The following is a 14,978-nucleotide window of genomic DNA, read 5'->3' on the forward strand; positions in this document are numbered from 1 at the left end:
GCCGCGGCACCTTCCTCCAGCATCGTCGCGTGTCCTTCGCCGACCGACGCTCTCCCCCGACCATCATACGTCCGGACGCCATCCATGCATCTCAAAGACCTCAAGAAGAAAAGCCCGGCCGAACTGGTCGCGATGGCCGAAGAACTCGGCGTCGAGGGCGCGTCCACCCTGCGCAAGCAGGACCTGATGTTCGCCATCCTCAAGATCCAGGCCGAAAATGGCGAGCAGATCATGGGGCTTGGCACGATCGAGGTGCTGCCCGACGGCTTCGGTTTCCTGCGCAGCCCGGAGGCGAACTATCTGGCCGGCCCGGACGATATCTACATGTCGCCCAACCAGGTCCGGAAGTTCGGCCTGCGCACCGGCGACACGGTCGAGGGCGAGATCCGCGGCCCCAAGGACGGCGAACGCTATTTCGCGCTGACCCGCCTGACCAGCGTCAACTTCGACGATCCCGACGCGGTCCGTCACCGTGTCAATTTCGACAATCTCACCCCGCTCTATCCCGAAGAAAAGCTGACGCTCGACCCGCAGGATCCGACGATCAAGGACAAGTCGGCGCGGGTGATCGACATCATCAGCCCGCAGGGCAAGGGCCAGCGCGCCCTGATCGTCGCCCCGCCGCGCGTCGGCAAGACGGTGCTGCTGCAGAACATCGCGCGCGCCATCACCGACAACCACCCCGAAGTGTTCCTGATCGTTCTGCTGATCGACGAGCGGCCCGAGGAAGTCACCGACATGCAGCGTTCGGTGAAGGGCGAGGTCGTCTCCTCGACCTTCGACGAACCGGCGACACGCCACGTCCAGGTCGCCGAGATGGTCATCGAAAAGGCCAAGCGCCTGGTCGAGCACAAGAAGGACGTCGTGATCCTGCTCGACTCGATCACCCGTCTCGGCCGCGCCTACAACACTGTCGTCCCGAGCTCGGGCAAGGTGCTGACCGGTGGTGTCGACGCGAATGCGCTCCAGCGCCCGAAGCGCTTCTTCGGTGCCGCCCGCAACATCGAGGAAGGTGGCTCGCTCTCGATCATCGCCACCGCGCTGATCGATACCGGCAGCCGCATGGACGAAGTGATCTTCGAAGAGTTCAAGGGCACCGGCAACTCGGAAATCGTCCTCGATCGCAAGGTCGCCGACAAGCGCATTTTCCCGGCGCTCGACGTCGGCAAGTCCGGCACCCGCAAGGAAGAGCTGCTGGTCGACAAGAGCAAGCTCTCCAAGATGTGGGTGCTGCGTCGTATCCTCATGCAGATGGGCACCATCGACGCGATGGAGTTCCTGCTCGACAAGATGAAGGATTCGAAGACCAACGAGGATTTCTTCGATTCGATGAATCAGTGAGTAGTGCGGCCTGCGGCATGCTGCTGCAGGACTCGCACAAGCATGGCCGACGGGGTTCGTCCCGGTCGACGGCGCGGGCCTTGCCCGCGCCGCTCGTGTATCTGGAGCAGTCGCTTGATCCTCGAACACGCCCTCCTCGCCATCAAACCCGGCCAGTCAGCTGCCTTCGAAGCAGCGATGGCCAAGGCCCGCCCGTTGATCGCCGCCTCACCGGGCTTCAGCTCGATCGCAGTGCGAAAAGCGTGTGAGAGCCCCGACCTGTATCTGCTGATCGTTGAGTGGGAGGATATCGCCAGCCATCGCGACGGTTTTCGTCTCTCCGAGCGTTATGGCGAATGGCGTACCCTGCTTCATCCTTTCTATGAGTCGATGCCGATCGTGAGCTATTTCGGAGAGCCGTTGTGATCAATTTCGCCGATGTGTTCACGGCAGCCGGGCTCGCCACGCTCGGCCAGGTGATTATGATCGACCTGATGCTGGCGGGCGACAACGTCATGGTTCTCGGCACGCTGGCGGCGGGCCTGCCGGCCAAGCAGCGCAAGCAGGTGCTCGGATTCGGCGTCGTCATCGCGATGGTCTGCCTGATCGGTTTCGCGCTGATCGCGACTCAGTTGCTCCACGTTGTCGGCCTGTTGTTCGGCGGCGGGCTGTTGCTGTTGTGGGTTGCCTGGAAGCTGTTCCGGGAGCTTCATCCCGCGCCGGCGGCAGCTCAGGTCGATGATTCCGAAACCTCGGACGTCGAGGGCGGCAAGCCGAGCAAGAGCTTCCTCAAGGCGGCGATCCAGGTCGCCATCGCCGATCTGTCGATGAGCCTGGACAATGTCCTCGCCGTGGCCGGCGCCGCGCGCGAGCACCCTACCGTGTTGTTGTTCGGCCTGATCCTCTCGGTGACCCTGATGGCGGTCGCCGCGAACTTCATCGCGCGGCTGATCGAGCGCTATCACTGGATCGCCTATATCGGTCTGGCGGTGATCCTTTATGTTTCAGGATCAATGATTTATCATGGAATCGTCGATAACGACGTCGGAATCCTGCACCTGCTGATCTGATCCAGGCCTTAACCCAGGTTTTCCGCGAAGAACGCTGCAGTCCGCTCATCAGCCAGCCTGGCCGATTCATCCGATCGCCGCAGCCCGAACTCGGTTGCGAAACCATGGTCCTCGCCGGGGTAGTCGAAGATCGTCACCTTTGAGTGATCGTCCAGCCCGGCATGCATGCGCTGTTGCGCCGCCTTGTCGACGAAATGATCTTCTTCCGGCACGTGAAGCAGCACGGGATGAGCGATCGCGTGTTTCTCACCGAGCAGGCCGTCGATGCCGACACCATAATAGCAGACGCTGGCATTCACATCAGTGCGGGCGGCGGTCATGAAGGCGAGGCGCCCGCCCAGGCAATAACCGACCGCGCCGACCTTGCCTTCGGGGCCCAGCATCGCGCGGGCGGTTCGGATCGTCGCCTCGATGTCGCGGATGCCGGCATCCTGATTGAACTTGCCCATCATGGCGAGCGCCTGCTGGAATTCCTCCGGAATGTCGGGATCGAGCTGGACGCCGGGTTCAAGTCGCCAGAACAGGTCAGGGGCAATGGCAAGATAGCCGTCCTCGGCCAGCCGGTCGCATTTGCGGCGGATGCCGGCATTCACGCCGAAGATTTCCTGGATCACCACGATCGCCGCGCGTGGGGTACCGCCGGGCTGCGCGCAATAAGCGGTGAAATCGCCGGTGCCGTCGAGCGTGTCGATGGTGATCGTTGCGGTCATGGCTGTCCTCGGCTGTGCTGGCTGATTGCCCGAAATTCCTGCCGCGCCAATGGGCGTTGCGATCAGGCCCGTGTCGCGCGCATATGTGACTCAAGCTTATGCAGCGCGGCCGTCGCCCGCTCAAGCGGAGATGGCCTATGAAGATCAATGTCGAAGTCGATTGCACCCCCGAAGAAGCGCGGCGCGTGATGGGGTTGCCCGATTTCACCCCGGTGCATGAAAAATATATCCAGGGCGTGCTGGGCGCGATGGATGGTGCGGTCGCCCCCGAGATGATCGAGAACATGATGAAGAGCTGGTCGCCGATGGGGGAGGCCGGCATGAACTTCTGGCGCAAGATGTTCGATACCTCGACCAAATAGCGTTTCCCATGGATACGATCTTTGCCGTGTCGAGCGGTGCCCCGCCGGCTGCCATCGCGATCGTCCGGCTCAGTGGGGACCGGGCGATTACCGCGGCGCGTATGCTTGCCGGCACGTTGCCGTCGCCACGTCAGGCAGGATTGCGCGCCTTGCGGGACAAGGACGGCCTGCTGCTCGACCGGGCGCTCGTTCTTGTCTTTCCCGGTCCCGATAGCGCCACCGGGGAGGATCTGGTCGAACTGCATGTCCATGGCGGACGCGCCGTGGTGCACGCGGTCGAGGCGGCGCTGGCGATGTTGCCGGGCATGCGCCGGGCCGAGGCGGGCGAATTCACCCGGCGCGCGCTGACGAATGGACGGATCGATCTGACCGAGGCCGAGGGGCTGGGCGACCTGCTCGCGGCGGAAACCGAGGGGCAGCGCCGCGTCGCGCTGGCCATGGCCGAGGGTGCGGTGCGGCGCCGTGCCGAGCACTGGACCGACCGGTTGCTGGCGCTGGCCGCTCAGGTCGAGGCGCAACTCGATTTCGCTGAAGAGGATGAGGTCGACCAAACGCCCGCATTGAGGTTCGCAGCCGAGGCGAGCGAGCTTGCCGGAGAGATCGACGCGCTTCTGGCGGTGCCGCCGGTGGAGCGGCTGCGTGACGGATTGCGCGTGGTGATCGCCGGCCCACCCAATAGCGGCAAGTCGACGTTGCTCAACGCCCTGGCGGAACGCGATGCTGCGATCGTCTCCCCGATCTCGGGAACGACGCGAGACCGGATTGAGGCACCGGTGGTCCGCGACGGGATCGCCTATGTGCTGACCGACACGGCAGGGCTGCTTGACGAGACGCCTGACCCGATCGAGCGGATCGGTATCACCCGAGCGGAAGAGGCGATCAGGACAGCCGACCTGATCCTGTGGCTTGGGGATGAAGAAGCACCAGGGCCCGTGGCGATCCGTGTGCATGCGCGCGCCGATATCGCCGAACGCGCGACGGTGCCAGCGGAGGCTGACCTCGCGCTGTCTGTGGCAACGGGGCAGGGCATGCATGAACTTTGGGCACTGCTGGGCGAGCGTGCTCGCGCCCTGTTGCCATGCGAGGATGCGATCGCCGTCAATCGCCGCCAACGGGAATTGCTGGCATCGTGTGTGGCTAGCCTTGAGGCAGGGGCCAGCCACACTGACCTGATCCTATTCGCCGAGGACCTCCGCCTAGCGATGAAGGCGCTGGATCAGCTTGTCGGCCGGAGCGATGTCGAAGCAATGCTCGACGCGCTGTTCACCCGATTTTGCCTCGGCAAATAAACGTTCCACGTGGAACAGCTTTGACAGGCCGCTGTGGCAGACTTAGCGGGGCGTCATGGATTTCGATGTGATCGTGGTTGGCGGAGGCCATGCCGGCACCGAGGCTGCGGCCGCGGCGGCTCGGCGCGGGGCCCGCACGGCATTGGTCAGTTTCGACCCGACGAAGATCGGTGCCATGTCGTGCAACCCGGCTATCGGGGGGCTCGGCAAGGGACATCTGGTCCGTGAGGTCGATGCGTTCGATGGCCTGATCGCCCGTGCGGCCGATGCGGCGGGCATCCATTATCGCATGCTCAATCGCAGCAAGGGCGCGGCAGTGCAGGGGCCCAGAGTCCAGGCAGACCGGCGGCTTTATGCTGCGGCGATCCAGCAGATGCTGGCCGCACAGCCGTGCCTGACGGTCGTTTCAGGCGAAGTCGCAGCGCTTTCGCTCGATCAGGCGGGGGCGATTGCCGGTGTCACGCTTGCCGATGGGGGTAGGTTAAACGCTCGTGCGGTGGTGCTGGCGACCGGTACTTTCCTGGGCGGCAGGATATTTTGCGGGGAGGAGCGGCTGACCGGCGGCCGGATCGGCGAGGCAGCCGCCTCGCTGCTGGCCGATCAGTTGCGTGATGCGCGCTTGCCGATGGCCCGGCTCAAGACAGGCACGCCGCCCCGCCTCGACGGACGGACCATCGACTGGAGCCGCCTTGCCGAGCAGCGTAGCGACAGCGAGCCCTGGACCATGTCGCCGGTCACACCGGGCCGAAGCCTGCCTCAGCTCTTCTGCGCGATCACTCGCACGACCGAAGAAACCCATGGCATCATCCGCGCATCGCTCGACCGGTCGCCGCTCTTCGGCGGTGCGATTGCCGGGCCGGGTCCCCGCTATTGCCCGTCGATCGAGGACAAGATCCACCGTTTCGGCGACCGGGACGGTCACCAGATATTCCTCGAACCGGAGGGGCTGGATGATGCGACCATTTACCCCAATGGCATCTCGACCTCGTTGCCGGCGGATGTCCAGACGGCGATGATCGCCTCGATCCCAGGGCTTGAGACGACGCGGATCATTACGCCGGGCTATGCGGTCGAATATGATCATATCGATCCGCGTGCGCTTGACCCGACATTGGAGGTTCGGGCGATGCGCGGGCTGTTCTGTTGCGGGCAGATCAACGGCACGACTGGTTATGAAGAAGCAGCGGGGCAGGGGCTGGTCGCCGGCCTTAACGCCGCGGCTACGGCGCTCGGCGCTGATCCGATCATACTTGACCGGGCGACCAGCTATCTTGGCGTCATGATTGATGATCTGGTGCTTCAGGGCATCACCGAACCCTATCGTATGCTGACGGCGCGGGCCGAATATCGGTTGCGGCTTCGTGCCGACAATGCCGAGACCCGGCTTGGCCCAATCGCTGAAGCGTTGGGGTGCCTCGGATCTGAGCGTTCCCGGCGTCTGGCCGAACGCTCCGCGCAGCGTCGCGATATCGAGGTCGAGCTTGCCCGGCAGCTACCGGCTGCCGTGGTGCTGGCGAACGGCGCCGCTGGGCCGCTCGACAGTCAGAAGCGCTCGGGCGCTGAATGGCTGCGTTTTGCCGGAGTGGGAATCGGCCATGTGGCGCCAGGGTTGGCGGCGAAATATGATCCATCGCTGGTGATGGAGATGGCTGAGGATGCCCGCTATGCGCCCTATCTGCGGCGCCAGGACGAGGAAGTAGCGCAACTCCGCGCGAATGATTCGATCACGCTGCACGATGATCTGGACTATGCCGCGATCCCGGGGCTCTCGACCGAGATGGTCGAGAAGCTGACTCAGGTACGACCGGCGACTCTTGGCGCAGCGGGTCGGATTCGCGGCATTACGCCGGCGGCGTTGACCGCGATTCTGCTTCATGCCCGGCGGCGCGCTGCATGACCGAGGACGATGCCAGGGGGTGGATTCGCGAGCGCTTCGGCGCGAAAGGTGAGGGGCGCATGGCTGAATTCGCCCGGCTCCTTATTGATGAATCCGCCCGCCAGAACCTGATTGCACCCTCGACGCTCGATTCAATCTGGTCGCGCCACATTGTCGATTCCGCCCAGTTGATCGGCCTCGCGGCGGAGAATGAGGGTGACTGGCTCGATATCGGGAGCGGCGCGGGCTTTCCTGGCTTTGTCGTGGCGGCGTTGACCGAGCGGCGTACCGTGCTGGTCGAACCACGCAAACGGCGAGTCGAATTCCTTCAAGCGGCGGCAGAAGCGCTGGGCATCGCCGATCGCGTGTCAGTCATCGCCGGCAAGGTGGAATCGGTCAGCGAGCCAGTGGCGGTGATCTCCGCCCGGGCCGTCGCTCAGCTCAATGCGTTGCTCGCATCGGCGGTTCAATGTAGCCGTCGCAAGACGCTATGGATTCTCCCAAAGGGACGAACCGCGCGTGAAGAGGTGGCGGTCGCCGAGCAGACATGGCATGGTGTGTTTCACGTGGAACAGAGCATCACCGATCCCGAATCTCTCATCGTCCTCGCCAAAGGGGTGTCACGCCGATGAATGTCATCGCCATCGCGAATCAGAAGGGTGGGGTGGGCAAGACCACCACCGCGATCAATCTGGGTACCGCGCTTGCCGCGACCGGATCGCGCGTGCTGATTATCGATCTCGACCCGCAGGGCAATGCGTCGACTGGCCTCGGCATCAATCGCGCCGAGCGGGAGAAATCGAGCTACGATATCCTCCTCGGGGAGATGGCGGTGGCCGACGCGGCGATTCCCACCTGCGTGCCCAAGCTTGAGATCGTGCCGGCGACGGTCGACCTCTCCGGTGCCGAGATCGAGCTGGTCGACTATGAGGAGCGCACTCACCGCCTGAACCGGGCGCTTGCGCGTTCCGACGAGCGCTGGGACGTGGTGCTGATCGATTGTCCGCCGTCGCTTGGGTTGCTGACGCTCAACGCGATGGTGGCCGCCAATTCGCTGCTCGTGCCGCTTCAGTGCGAATTCTTCGCGCTTGAAGGTCTCAGCCAGTTGCTGAACACGGTCGAACGCATTCGCGAGCGTTTCAATCCCGGCCTCTCGATCCTCGGCGTCGCCCTGACGATGTATGATCGTCGCAATCGCCTGACCGACCAGGTCTCGGCTGATGTTCGCGCTGTGCTCGGCCGTGTTGTCTTCGACACGGTCATCCCGCGCAACGTCCGCCTGTCCGAAGCGCCCAGTCACGGCTTGCCCGCGCTGATCTATGATTATCGCTGCGCCGGCTCGGAAGCTTATATCGCGCTGGCGCGGGAGTTGATCGTGCGCCTGCCCACCAGACCCGCCCCTCAAGAAGCCGTCACCAGGGCCGCATGACCGACCAAGCCGCCGATCAGACGCCACATCTCCGGCCCAAGCCCCGCTCGGGCCTCGGCCGTGGCCTCAATGCCCTGATGGGCGACATTGCCCGCGAAGAACCAGTCGCCGGCGGTGAATCCCTGTCGACCGGCGTGCGCACGCTGCCGGTCGGATCACTGACGCCGCATCCCGGCCAGCCGCGTCGCCATTTCAGCGAAGCGGCGCTTGAGGAACTGGCTGAGTCGATCGCTGCGCGTGGCCTGATCCAGCCGATCGTCGTGCGACCGCACGGCAAGGGATATCAGATCGTCGCCGGCGAGCGCCGCTGGCGCGCGGCACAGCGGGCACGGCTGCATGAAGTACCGGTGATCGTCCGCGAGTTCGACGACGCCGAGACGCTCGAGATCGCGCTGGTCGAGAATATCCAGCGCCAGGACCTCAACGCGATCGAAGAGGCGGAGGCCTATCATCGCCTGATCGAGGATTATGGGCACACCCAGGAAGCGCTGGGCAAGCTGGTCCACAAGTCGCGCAGCCATATCGCCAATCTGTTACGCCTGCTCGACCTGCCCAAGATGGTGCAGGACAAGGTGGTCGAGGGCGAGCTCAGCATGGGCCATGCCCGCGCGCTGATCGGCGCGCCGGATATCGAGCAGCTTGCCTATCAGGTCGTCGCGAAGGGCCTGTCGGTCCGCGACACCGAGCGGCTCGCGCGCGAGGCCAAGCCGGAGACGGCACGGATCCGCAGCGGCGATACCGGCCGGGACGCTGATCTCGCCGCGCTTGAACATCATCTCGCTGATCTGCTCGGGCTCGCGGTGCGGATCGCGCATGGCCCCAAGGGCGGCTCGCTAACCTTGTCCTATTCGACGCTGGATCAGCTCGACATGGTTTGCCAGCGTCTGACCGGCGAGCGAATCTAGCCAGCAATCCATTGATATTAAAGGCGGATTGGTCGGCAGCTTAACGCTGCCGGGCAGCCATTCGGGCGACCGCCACGATCGCTGACTGGGCGAGGACCGTCCCGGCTGTCGCTGAGCTCATGATCGCCCGCTCGGCAAGCCGCGCGCGCTGGATCGCCTCGTTGATCCTGGGGCCCGACCAGGTACGCAGCGCCCGCCCGGTCGAGGCACGCTCGCGGAAGAAGACTCGTTCGATCACCGTCCCGGGGCTTGCGCCGGCATCGATCTCGGCCTGCAACTCCGCAAGCGTCATCAGGCGCCGGACAAGCTGGCGCAGCACCGGGATCGGCGACACGCCCGCTTCCTCAAGCCGGGCGAGCTCGCCACCCAGTGAATCGGGGCGGCCGTCGATCGCGGCGTCGATCGCGCGGCTCATCTCGGAATCGCCCAGGTCAGCGCCGACATCGTCGAGCGCGGCATCGTCCAGCTCGCGCGGCCGTTCTGGCGAGGCGTCGAGATACAGCGCCAGCTTTTCAAGCTCGCGCGTCATCACCGCCCGGTCGCCCCCCGTGGCATTGGCGAGCCGGGCCGCAGTGTCCCCGGTGGTGCGCAGGCCCTGTTCGCGGGCGATGGCGGTGGCGAGCTTCTCGGCATCGCCACCCTCGGGCAGATAGCAGGCAAAGCTCATTGCGCGAGGGGCGCCAAGCGCCAGCTTCACCGCCTTTGAGGTCGCCTTGAGCGACGGTGCGATGGCGACGACGGGGTTGCCTGCACGCTCGGCATCGAGCAGCAGGGTGAAGGCCTCCAGACACTCGTCGCCCGCGCCGCTGATTCTGATGTGACGCGCGCTGCCGAACAGCGACATTGACGCAGCTTCGTCGGCGAGCCGGCCTGGATTCGATTTGAGCGTCGAGGATTCGAGATCGACCCGCTCGGCATCGGGTCCCATCGTCCGCGCCAGCCGCGCCGCAATCTCCTGCGCGCCGGATTCGTCGGGGCCGTGGAGAAGATAAAGTCGGATATCGGGGTTCGCCGCGTCGATCGCGGCGCGAATCTGATTGGCGTTGGCTTTCACAGCCAGGGGCTCATTTCGCCGATGCGGCCGTCCGCTGCGCATACAGCGCGACACGCGAAACGATCTGGTCGGCGACGATTTCCGACAGCCGCTCAAGGGCGGTGTTCTCGGCCGCGATCGTGCCATATTCGGAATTGACCACGTCGAGCCCGGCGTCCGACCCGGCGGTTGCGTCAAGCAATACCGTGCCCTTCGACAAGTCGATCAGCTGATAGCGCGCGCGAAGCGTCCGCCGCTCGCGCGAGACGCTGTCATCGCTCCGCACGCCCAGACCGATGATCTGGTCGTCAAGCTTGACCTCAAGCCGGTAGAGCGGCGCACCGCTCGCGCCGAACCGATCCTTCAACGCGTTGGCCATCAGCCAGCCAGCCTTGCCTTCGATCGGCCCGACCTCGACCCTGGTCAGCGTCGTCGCCACGGTGCCCGATCCACCGCCTGAATAGAGCGGATGCAGCCCGCATCCTGCCAGTGCCGGCATCAGCGCAAGGGCGGCGATCAGCGGGAGATGCTTCATGCGACGATGTTCACGAGACGGTCGGGCACGACGATCACCTTTTTGGGAGCGGCGCCGTCCAGGATACGCTGCACATTGGCATTGGCCAAGGCGATCGTCTCCATTGCCTCGCGCGGAGTGCCCTTGGCGACCGTCACGGTGTCGCGCAGCTTGCCGTTGACCTGAATCGCGATGGTCGCCTCGTCCTCGACCAGCAGGGTCGGATTCACCTCGGGCCAGGCCGCATCGGCGATCAGGCCTTCGCCGCCATTGGCGGCCCAGGCTTCCTCGGCGAGGTGGGGCGCCATCGGCGACACCAGCCGCATCAGCGTGCGGATCGCATCGACGCGGGAGGCGGAAGGGCCCGCACGCTCGATCGCGTTGACCAGCTCGTACAGCTTGGCGACGGCCTTGTTGAACGACAGCGCCTCGATATCGGCGGCGATGCCGGCGATGGTCTGGTGAGTCTTGCGGTCGAGCGGCGTGTCGCGGGCATCGCTCGGCTCGGCCCCGGCCAGGCCGTCGAACAGCCGCCACAGCCGCTGGATGAAGCGCCAGCATCCCTCGATGCCTGCCTCGCTCCACGGCAGGTCGCGCTCGGGCGGGCTGTCGGAGAGCATGAACCAGCGCACCGCGTCGGCGCCATACTGGTCGACGATGCCGGTCGGGTCGACGGTGTTCTTCTTCGACTTCGACATCTTCTCGACTCGGCCGATCGCGACCGGGGCACCATCGGCCTTCAGCGTCGCCTTGCCGCCGCCGAGGATGACGTCATCGGGTCCGTACCAGACACGCTCGCCGCCTTCGCCGCGCGAATAGGTCTCGTGCGTGACCATGCCCTGGGTGAACAGCCCGGCAAAGGGCTCGGCCACGTCGAGCATGCCGATATAGCGCAGCGCGCGGGTCCAGAAGCGCGCATAGAGCAGGTGCAGGATCGCATGCTCCACGCCGCCGATATATTGGGCGACCGGCAGCCACTTCTCGGCCACGGCGCGGTCGAACGGCGCATTGCCCGGCTGGCTGGCGAAGCGAATGAAATACCAGGAAGAATCGACAAAGGTGTCGAGCGTGTCGGTCTCGCGCCGCGCCGCGCCGCCGCAGCTCGGGCAGTGGACATGCTTCCAGGTCGGATGGCGATCGAGCGGGTTGCCGGGGATGTCGAAGCTGACATCCTCGGGCAGCACCACCGGCAGCTGGTCGCGCGGTACCGGCACCGCGCCGCACGCGTCGCAGTGGATGATCGGGATCGGCGTGCCCCAATAACGCTGGCGGGAGACGCCCCAGTCGCGCAGGCGGAACACGGTCGATCCCGTGCCCCAGCCTTCTTCCTCCGCGCGGCGGATCACGGTGCGCTTGGCATCCTCGACATCCATTCCGTCGAGGAAGTGCGAATTCACCAGGGTACCGGGCCCGGTATAGGCCTCGTTGCCCGTGAAGAGCGGATCGGTGACGTCACCGTCTGAGACGACACGACGCACTGGCAGATCATATTTGCGGGCGAAATCGAGATCGCGCTGGTCGTGCGCCGGCACGCCGAACACGGCGCCGGTGCCATAGTCCATCAGCACGAAATTCGCGATATAGACCGGAAGTTTCCATTCCGAATCAAAGGGATGTGCCGCGCGGAGCCCTGTGTCGAAGCCGAGCTTCTCCTGAGTCTCGATCTCGGCCGCGGTGGTGCCGCCGCGCTTGCACAGCTCGACGAACTCGGCCGCCGCCGGATCATGCTCCGCCAGCGCGCGCGCGATCGGATGGTCAGCTGCGACCGCGACGAAGCTCGATCCGAAGATCGTGTCGGGCCGGGTGGTAAACACCTCGACCTGCTCACCGTCTGACAGGTTGAAGCGGAAGGTCAGGCCCTGGCTCTTGCCGATCCAGTTCTCCTGCATCAGCTTCACCTTGCCGGGCCAATGCTCAAGGCTGTCCAGGCCCTCAAGCAGCTCGTCGGCGAAATCGGTGATCTTGAGGAACCACTGGCTCAGCTTGCGCCGTTCGACCAGCGCGTTGGATCGCCAGCCGCGGCCATCGATCACCTGCTCATTGGCGAGCACGGTCATGTCGACCGGATCCCAGTTGACCGAGGATTCCTTCCGATAGACCAGGCCCGAAGCGAACAGGTCGAGGAACAGCGCCTGTTCGTGCCCGTAATAATCGGGCTCGCAGGTAGCGAGCTCGCGGGTCCAGTCGAGCGCGAAACCGAGGCGCTTGAGCTGCGCCTTCATCGTCGCGATATTGGCGCGGGTCCAGCCGCCCGGATGAACGCCCTTTTCCATGGCGGCATTCTCGGCGGGCATGCCGAAGGCGTCCCAGCCCATCGGATGGAGCACTTCATGGCCCGTCATCCGGCGATAGCGCGCGAGCACGTCGCCCATCGTGTAGTTGCGGACATGGCCGATATGAATCCGCCCCGACGGGTACGGAAACATTTCGAGCACATATGTGCGGGGCTTGGCCGAATCGTCGCGCGCGGCGAAGGTGCGGCGCTCGTCCCACACCGCCTGCCATGCCGCGTCCGCCTTCAGCGCGTTGAAGCGTGACGCCATATGTCGACCGCCTTTAGTTGGCGATGGCGGTACGGCGCAGGTCGCGCGCCCGCGTCAGGATGATATCCTCGAGCTTCTGCACGGTCGCCGCCGCGACCGGCGATGCGACCCATTGCCCACCCTGGTTCACCTCGCGCAGCGCGGCGACGCGCAGGCCGTCGGCGCGCAGATCCTGGTCGAGAATCGTCACGGTCACCTTCATCCGCTCGGTCGGGGCGGCGGGGTTCACATACCAGTCGGTGACGATCACGCCGCCGTTCGAATCGGTCTGAAGCAGCGGCATGAAGCTCAGCGTGTCGAGGCTGGCGCGCCAGAGATAGGAGTTCACGCCGATGGTGGTCACCTTGGCGGCGGCCAGATCGGGGGTGGCGCGGTCCTTGCCGCGATGGCCGCAGGCCATGAGCGGGAGGGCAAGCGAAACCACAATCGCGGTACGCAAAAGGCGGTTCATCGGCGGTTTCCTGGACGGTTTCATGAGATCTCGGGCATCTATAGATGGTCTCGCGCCTGCCGCAAGCGCGGCGCACGCGCGCGGCCTGTGTGCCGCGGGCAACACTTCGGGGGAAAATGCGTCAAGACAGTGGCAGGGCTGGATCGAATCGTGATAGGCGCGAATTGGAGTGAAGTGCCGAATCCAGGCACTGCTAAGGGGTCGCACGTGTTTTCAGGGCGTTGGATGTCAGGAATCGGAGTGGGGGCGCTGGTCGCCGCCGGCTTCGCCATGGCACCGGCGACCGGCGCACCCGGCGAGTCGCGGCTGACGGCAAAGCGCGCGCCGCTGGACATCGGCGATATCAGCTCCTTCACCCCGGCTGCGGCCGACCCGAAGCTCGCGGCGGTCTTCGCGCGGAGCGGGCTCGACACCAGCAGCTTCCGCTTCACGCCAACCGAAACGCGGCATAGCGGCAACCGCGCGGTCACCGTCGCGGTCCGCGCGCGTTCCACGCGCACCGCGCTCGCCGCCGAGCGGGGCAGGTCGCTCATCGATATGCCGTCCTCGGTCAGCATCGCGCCGATCGCCTATAATCTGGGCGTCGCGGTCGGCTGGCGCCGTTTCGCGCTGTCGGGCGATGTCGCCAAGGTCGATCTCGCCGGGCTGCCAGGCAGCCGCGAGGCGGTCGATGTCGGTGTCAGCTATTCCGGGCAGCGGTTCACCGGCCGGGTGAAGGCAGTGGCGGATCGCCCGCTGGCGGGCGCGCCGAAGCTGGTCGAGGAGGCTCCGGCCTATTCGCTTGATGTCGGCGGCTCCTATCGCCTGACCCGCAACCTCGATGTGACCGCGGGAATCCGGTACAAGGCGGAGCGCGACTATCGTCTCCAGCCAGCGCCCGACGATCGCCGCGACAGCCAGGCAGTCTATATCGGAACCGCTTTCCGCTTCTGATCCGGTAGCCAGGCGTCGATCGCCGCCCAGCCGTGAAACCCAAGTCCTCGTAGTTTCCTGAATCGCGCCGCGTTCATCCCGCCCAGCGCGATGACAGGGATATCAAGGGTCTGCCCGATTGCAGCGGCACGGACTGGACCAAGCGTTCCCGCGACCGGATGCGAACGAGTCGGATAGAGGGGCGAGACGAACAGGGCATCGGCGCCGGCGCGCTTGCCCGCCACTGCTTCCTTGCGCGAATGCGCCGCCCAGGTGCGGATGCCGCCCGGCCGGAGCGTGCCGCCCCCATGGGTGCCTGCCTCCTTCGCCAGCGGCACCGGTCCGGCGCGGACGAGTATCAACCGCTTGCGTCGTGCCATCCGCGCGACCCGGGCGAATAGTGCCCGGCGTTTGCCCGGCTCGGTGGAATAATGGCGAAACACGATGCCGGCGCCGCGTGGCAGGGAATCGATCGCGTGCCAGAGGCCGTCGCCCATCCGCTCGTCGGTCATCAGCCACAGCGTCGGAATCGGCGGGCGCTTGGGGTGGCGGTGCGGCACGGCC

General features: G+C 65.4%; 16 protein-coding genes. 10 read left to right on the top strand and 6 right to left on the bottom strand.

Annotation, left to right across the window (positions count from 1 at the left end; genetic code table 11):
- The first annotated feature begins 84 nt into the window (after positions 1–84).
- From rho to P0Y59_18790, 3 genes are read left to right on the top strand one after another with little or no spacing between them, the layout of a single operon-like run.
- Positions 85–1,341, top strand: coding sequence for a transcription termination factor Rho (gene rho / locus P0Y59_18780; protein ID WEJ98966.1), 1,257 nt, complete (start codon positions 85–87; stop codon positions 1,339–1,341).
- 42 nt (positions 1,342–1,383) lie between these two features.
- Complete coding sequence (locus tag P0Y59_18785; GenBank protein WEJ98967.1) at positions 1,384–1,746, top strand: antibiotic biosynthesis monooxygenase; 363 nt, start codon at positions 1,384–1,386, stop codon at positions 1,744–1,746.
- On the top strand, positions 1,743–2,390 hold the full coding sequence (locus tag P0Y59_18790; protein WEJ98968.1) for a YjbE family putative metal transport protein: 648 nt from the start codon (positions 1,743–1,745) through the stop codon (positions 2,388–2,390). The genes P0Y59_18785 and P0Y59_18790 overlap by 4 nt, the downstream gene beginning before the upstream one ends.
- Positions 2,391–2,398: 8 nt before the next feature.
- Here P0Y59_18790 and P0Y59_18795 read toward each other — a convergent pair whose 3' ends face one another.
- Positions 2,399–3,100, bottom strand: a complete 702-nt coding sequence (locus tag P0Y59_18795; GenBank protein ID WEJ98969.1) for a dienelactone hydrolase family protein — start codon at positions 3,098–3,100, stop codon at positions 2,399–2,401.
- Between the two features lie 137 nt (positions 3,101–3,237).
- On the opposite strand from P0Y59_18795, the gene P0Y59_18800 reads away from it, so the two are divergent.
- Genes P0Y59_18800 through P0Y59_18825 form a run of 6 tightly spaced genes read left to right on the top strand, consistent with a single transcriptional unit; the run spans position 3,238 to position 8,961 of the window.
- Positions 3,238–3,462 carry a DUF6489 family protein gene (locus P0Y59_18800; protein WEJ98970.1) on the top strand — a complete coding sequence of 75 codons (225 nt, stop codon included), beginning with the start codon at positions 3,238–3,240 and terminating at the stop codon, positions 3,460–3,462.
- 8 nt (positions 3,463–3,470) lie between these two features.
- A complete protein-coding gene (gene mnmE / locus P0Y59_18805; GenBank protein WEJ98971.1) occupies positions 3,471–4,751 on the top strand; it encodes a tRNA uridine-5-carboxymethylaminomethyl(34) synthesis GTPase MnmE in 1,281 nt (426 codons plus the stop codon).
- A gap of 55 nt (positions 4,752–4,806) precedes the next feature.
- Entirely contained in the window at positions 4,807–6,648 is a 1,842-nt protein-coding gene (gene mnmG / locus P0Y59_18810) for a tRNA uridine-5-carboxymethylaminomethyl(34) synthesis enzyme MnmG (protein ID WEJ98972.1), read from the top strand.
- On the top strand, positions 6,645–7,259 hold the full coding sequence (gene rsmG / locus P0Y59_18815) for a 16S rRNA (guanine(527)-N(7))-methyltransferase RsmG (protein ID WEJ98973.1): 615 nt from the start codon (positions 6,645–6,647) through the stop codon (positions 7,257–7,259). Before mnmG ends, rsmG begins: the two co-directional genes overlap by 4 nt.
- Positions 7,256–8,056 carry a ParA family protein gene (locus tag P0Y59_18820; protein ID WEJ98974.1) on the top strand — a complete coding sequence of 267 codons (801 nt, stop codon included), beginning with the start codon at positions 7,256–7,258 and terminating at the stop codon, positions 8,054–8,056. Before rsmG ends, P0Y59_18820 begins: the two co-directional genes overlap by 4 nt.
- Positions 8,053–8,961 (top strand): ParB/RepB/Spo0J family partition protein, encoded by a 909-nt coding sequence (locus P0Y59_18825; GenBank protein WEJ98975.1) that lies wholly within the window; start codon positions 8,053–8,055, stop codon positions 8,959–8,961. The genes P0Y59_18820 and P0Y59_18825 overlap by 4 nt, the downstream gene beginning before the upstream one ends.
- Before the next feature lie 40 nt (positions 8,962–9,001).
- Here P0Y59_18825 and P0Y59_18830 read toward each other — a convergent pair whose 3' ends face one another.
- The 4 genes from P0Y59_18830 to P0Y59_18845 are packed head-to-tail and all read right to left on the bottom strand — an operon-like array spanning position 9,002 to position 13,502.
- The gene (locus P0Y59_18830) at positions 9,002–10,015 is read right to left on the bottom strand and encodes a DNA polymerase III subunit delta (GenBank protein WEJ98976.1); all 1,014 of its coding nucleotides are present in this window, start codon (positions 10,013–10,015) and stop codon (positions 9,002–9,004) included.
- Between the two features lie 10 nt (positions 10,016–10,025).
- Entirely contained in the window at positions 10,026–10,529 is a 504-nt protein-coding gene (gene lptE, locus P0Y59_18835) for an LPS assembly lipoprotein LptE (GenBank protein ID WEJ98977.1), read from the bottom strand.
- A complete protein-coding gene (gene leuS, locus P0Y59_18840; protein WEJ98978.1) occupies positions 10,526–13,051 on the bottom strand; it encodes a leucine--tRNA ligase in 2,526 nt (841 codons plus the stop codon). The genes lptE and leuS overlap by 4 nt, the downstream gene beginning before the upstream one ends.
- 13 nt (positions 13,052–13,064) lie before the next feature.
- Positions 13,065–13,502, bottom strand: coding sequence for a DUF3576 domain-containing protein (locus tag P0Y59_18845; GenBank protein ID WEJ98979.1), 438 nt, complete (start codon positions 13,500–13,502; stop codon positions 13,065–13,067).
- Between the two features lie 225 nt (positions 13,503–13,727).
- On the opposite strand from P0Y59_18845, the gene P0Y59_18850 reads away from it, so the two are divergent.
- Positions 13,728–14,435, top strand: coding sequence for a hypothetical protein (locus P0Y59_18850; GenBank protein ID WEJ98980.1), 708 nt, complete (start codon positions 13,728–13,730; stop codon positions 14,433–14,435).
- On the opposite strand, the gene P0Y59_18855 is transcribed toward P0Y59_18850, so the two are convergent.
- On the bottom strand, positions 14,408–14,974 hold the full coding sequence (locus P0Y59_18855) for a thiamine phosphate synthase (protein ID WEJ98981.1): 567 nt from the start codon (positions 14,972–14,974) through the stop codon (positions 14,408–14,410). The two genes, P0Y59_18850 and P0Y59_18855, sit on opposite strands and share 28 nt — an antisense overlap.
- Between the last annotated feature and the right edge of the window lie 4 nt (positions 14,975–14,978).

The sequence above is a fragment of the Candidatus Sphingomonas phytovorans genome, assembly GCA_029202385.1.
GTDB classification, from domain to species: Bacteria; Pseudomonadota; Alphaproteobacteria; order Sphingomonadales; family Sphingomonadaceae; genus Sphingomonas; species Sphingomonas phytovorans.

Bases quoted from the DNA above. Each gene is read 5' to 3' on its own strand.
- rho (WEJ98966.1), top strand. From the start codon at position 85: ATGCATCTCAAAGACCTCAAGAAGAAAAGCCCGGCCGAACTGGTCGCG.
- P0Y59_18785 (WEJ98967.1), top strand. From the start codon at position 1,384: ATGGCCGACGGGGTTCGTCCCGGTCGACGGCGCGGGCCTTGCCCGCGC.
- P0Y59_18795 (WEJ98969.1), bottom strand. From the start codon at position 3,100: ATGACCGCAACGATCACCATCGACACGCTCGACGGCACCGGCGATTTC.
- P0Y59_18800 (WEJ98970.1), top strand. From the start codon at position 3,238: ATGAAGATCAATGTCGAAGTCGATTGCACCCCCGAAGAAGCGCGGCGC.
- mnmE (WEJ98971.1), top strand. From the start codon at position 3,471: ATGGATACGATCTTTGCCGTGTCGAGCGGTGCCCCGCCGGCTGCCATC.
- mnmG (WEJ98972.1), top strand. From the start codon at position 4,807: ATGGATTTCGATGTGATCGTGGTTGGCGGAGGCCATGCCGGCACCGAG.
- rsmG (WEJ98973.1), top strand. From the start codon at position 6,645: ATGACCGAGGACGATGCCAGGGGGTGGATTCGCGAGCGCTTCGGCGCG.
- P0Y59_18820 (WEJ98974.1), top strand. From the start codon at position 7,256: ATGAATGTCATCGCCATCGCGAATCAGAAGGGTGGGGTGGGCAAGACC.
- P0Y59_18825 (WEJ98975.1), top strand. From the start codon at position 8,053: ATGACCGACCAAGCCGCCGATCAGACGCCACATCTCCGGCCCAAGCCC.
- lptE (WEJ98977.1), bottom strand. From the start codon at position 10,529: ATGAAGCATCTCCCGCTGATCGCCGCCCTTGCGCTGATGCCGGCACTG.
- leuS (WEJ98978.1), bottom strand. From the start codon at position 13,051: ATGGCGTCACGCTTCAACGCGCTGAAGGCGGACGCGGCATGGCAGGCG.
- P0Y59_18845 (WEJ98979.1), bottom strand. From the start codon at position 13,502: ATGAACCGCCTTTTGCGTACCGCGATTGTGGTTTCGCTTGCCCTCCCG.
- P0Y59_18850 (WEJ98980.1), top strand. From the start codon at position 13,728: ATGTCAGGAATCGGAGTGGGGGCGCTGGTCGCCGCCGGCTTCGCCATG.